This is a genomic window from Vibrio sp. R12-SW3-ISO1, assembly GCF_059834005.1.
In genome coordinates this window covers 1-3,431 of record NZ_JCBDGK010000032.1, presented here as the reverse complement: position 1 = coordinate 3,431, position 3,431 = coordinate 1, and the positions used below count along the sequence as shown (strand labels likewise).

The following is a 3,431-nucleotide window of genomic DNA, read 5'->3' as shown; positions in this document are numbered from 1 at the left end:
CGTCATTCGTGCCCGTCACCGTGATGGTGATGGTCTTCGGCTCGCTCACCGCGCCATCGTCGTCGGTCGCGGTGTACGTGAACGTCACATCGCGGCTTTCTGTATCGCCCAGAGCGTCGAAGTCGCTGCCTGGGGTGAACGTGTAGCTGCCGTCATTGAGGAAGACCAGCGTACCGTTGCCTGCGCCCACGCCCTCTACCAGTGCGTAGCCATTGGCATCCACCGTGCCGTCCACATCCGTCGCCGCTGGCACGTTGCCAGTCAGTACCGTGTTTTCTTCGGTCGTTTCAGTCGCGTCTTTCGCCACCGGCGCGTCATTCGTGCCCGTCACCGTGATGGTGATGGTCTTCGGCTCGCTCACCGCGCCATCGTCGTCGGTCGCGGTGTACGTGAACGTCACATCGCGGCTTTCTGTATCGCCCAGAGCGTCGAAGTCGCTGCCTGGGGTGAACGTGTAGCTGCCGTCATTGAGGAAGACCAGCGTACCGTTGCCTGCGCCCACGCCCTCTACCAGTGCGTAGCCATTGGCATCCACCGTGCCGTCCACATCCGTCGCCGCTGGCACGTTGCCAGTCAGTACCGTGTTTTCTTCGGTCGTTTCAGTCGCGTCTTTCGCCACCGGCGCGTCATTCGTGCCCGTCACCGTGATGGTGATGGTCTTCGGCTCGCTCACCGCGCCATCGTCGTCGGTCGCGGTGTACGTGAACGTCACATCGCGGCTTTCTGTATCGCCCAGAGCGTCGAAGTCGCTGCCTGGGGTGAACGTGTAGCTGCCGTCATTGAGGAAGACCAGCGTACCGTTGCCTGCGCCCACGCCCTCTACCAGTGCGTAGCCATTGGCATCCACCGTGCCGTCCACATCCGTCGCCGCTGGCACGTTGCCAGTCAGTACCGTGTTTTCTTCGGTCGTTTCAGTCGCGTCTTTCGCCACCGGCGCGTCATTCGTGCCCGTCACCGTGATGGTGATGGTCTTCGGCTCGCTCACCGCGCCATCGTCGTCGGTCGCGGTGTACGTGAACGTCACATCGCGGCTTTCTGTATCGCCCAGAGCGTCGAAGTCGCTGCCTGGGGTGAACGTGTAGCTGCCGTCATTGAGGAAGACCAGCGTACCGTTGCCTGCGCCCACGCCCTCTACCAGTGCGTAGCCATTGGCATCCACCGTGCCGTCCACATCCGTCGCCGCTGGCACGTTGCCAGTCAGTACCGTGTTTTCTTCGGTCGTTTCAGTCGCGTCTTTCGCCACCGGCGCGTCATTCGTGCCCGTCACCGTGATGGTGATGGTCTTCGGCTCGCTCACCGCGCCATCGTCGTCGGTCGCGGTGTACGTGAACGTCACATCGCGGCTTTCTGTATCGCCCAGAGCGTCGAAGTCGCTGCCTGGGGTGAACGTGTAGCTGCCGTCATTGAGGAAGACCAGCGTACCGTTGCCTGCGCCCACGCCCTCTACCAGTGCGTAGCCATTGGCATCCACCGTGCCGTCCACATCCGTCGCCGCTGGCACGTTGCCAGTCAGTACCGTGTTTTCTTCGGTCGTTTCAGTCGCGTCTTTCGCCACCGGCGCGTCATTCGTGCCCGTCACCGTGATGGTGATGGTCTTCGGCTCGCTCACCGCGCCATCGTCGTCGGTCGCGGTGTACGTGAACGTCACATCGCGGCTTTCTGTATCGCCCAGAGCGTCGAAGTCGCTGCCTGGGGTGAACGTGTAGCTGCCGTCATTGAGGAAGACCAGCGTACCGTTGCCTGCGCCCACGCCCTCTACCAGTGCGTAGCCATTGGCATCCACCGTGCCGTCCACATCCGTCGCCGCTGGCACGTTGCCAGTCAGTACCGTGTTTTCTTCGGTCGTTTCAGTCGCGTCTTTCGCCACCGGCGCGTCATTCGTGCCCGTCACCGTGATGGTGATGGTCTTCGGCTCGCTCACCGCGCCATCGTCGTCGGTCGCGGTGTACGTGAACGTCACATCGCGGCTTTCTGTATCGCCCAGAGCGTCGAAGTCGCTGCCTGGGGTGAACGTGTAGCTGCCGTCATTGAGGAAGACCAGCGTACCGTTGCCTGCGCCCACGCCCTCTACCAGTGCGTAGCCATTGGCATCCACCGTGCCGTCCACATCCGTCGCCGCTGGCACGTTGCCAGTCAGTACCGTGTTTTCTTCGGTCGTTTCAGTCGCGTCTTTCGCCACCGGCGCGTCATTCGTGCCCGTCACCGTGATGGTGATGGTCTTCGGCTCGCTCACCGCGCCATCGTCGTCGGTCGCGGTGTACGTGAACGTCACATCGCGGCTTTCTGTATCGCCCAGAGCGTCGAAGTCGCTGCCTGGGGTGAACGTGTAGCTGCCGTCATTGAGGAAGACCAGCGTACCGTTGCCTGCGCCCACGCCCTCTACCAGTGCGTAGCCATTGGCATCCACCGTGCCGTCCACATCCGTCGCCGCTGGCACGTTGCCAGTCAGTACCGTGTTTTCTTCGGTCGTTTCAGTCGCGTCTTTCGCCACCGGCGCGTCATTCGTGCCCGTCACCGTGATGGTGATGGTCTTCGGCTCGCTCACCGCGCCATCGTCGTCGGTCGCGGTGTACGTGAACGTCACATCGCGGCTTTCTGTATCGCCCAGAGCGTCGAAGTCGCTGCCTGGGGTGAACGTGTAGCTGCCGTCATTGAGGAAGACCAGCGTACCGTTGCCTGCGCCCACGCCCTCTACCAGTGCGTAGCCATTGGCATCCACCGTGCCGTCCACATCCGTCGCCGCTGGCACGTTGCCAGTCAGTACCGTGTTTTCTTCGGTCGTTTCAGTCGCGTCTTTCGCCACCGGCGCGTCATTCGTGCCCGTCACCGTGATGGTGATGGTCTTCGGCTCGCTCACCGCGCCATCGTCGTCGGTCGCGGTGTACGTGAACGTCACATCGCGGCTTTCTGTATCGCCCAGAGCGTCGAAGTCGCTGCCTGGGGTGAACGTGTAGCTGCCGTCATTGAGGAAGACCAGCGTACCGTTGCCTGCGCCCACGCCCTCTACCAGTGCGTAGCCATTGGCATCCACCGTGCCGTCCACATCCGTCGCCGCTGGCACGTTGCCAGTCAGTACCGTGTTTTCTTCGGTCGTTTCAGTCGCGTCTTTCGCCACCGGCGCGTCATTCGTGCCCGTCACCGTGATGGTGATGGTCTTCGGCTCGCTCACCGCGCCATCGTCGTCGGTCGCGGTGTACGTGAACGTCACATCGCGGCTTTCTGTATCGCCCAGAGCGTCGAAGTCGCTGCCTGGGGTGAACGTGTAGCTGCCGTCATTGAGGAAGACCAGCGTACCGTTGCCTGCGCCCACGCCCTCTACCAGTGCGTAGCCATTGGCATCCACCGTGCCGTCCACATCCGTCGCCGCTGGCACGTTGCCAGTCAGTACCGTGTTTTCTTCGGTCGTTTCAGTCGCGTCTTTCGCCACCGGC

1 protein-coding gene is annotated in these 3,431 nt (G+C 62.5%); it reads right to left on the bottom strand.

Features of this window, described 5'->3' with window-relative positions:
• The coding region (locus tag AC6R0R_RS08935; RefSeq protein ID WP_500626439.1) for a beta strand repeat-containing protein at positions 1–3,431 on the bottom strand (3,431 nt) is incomplete at both ends.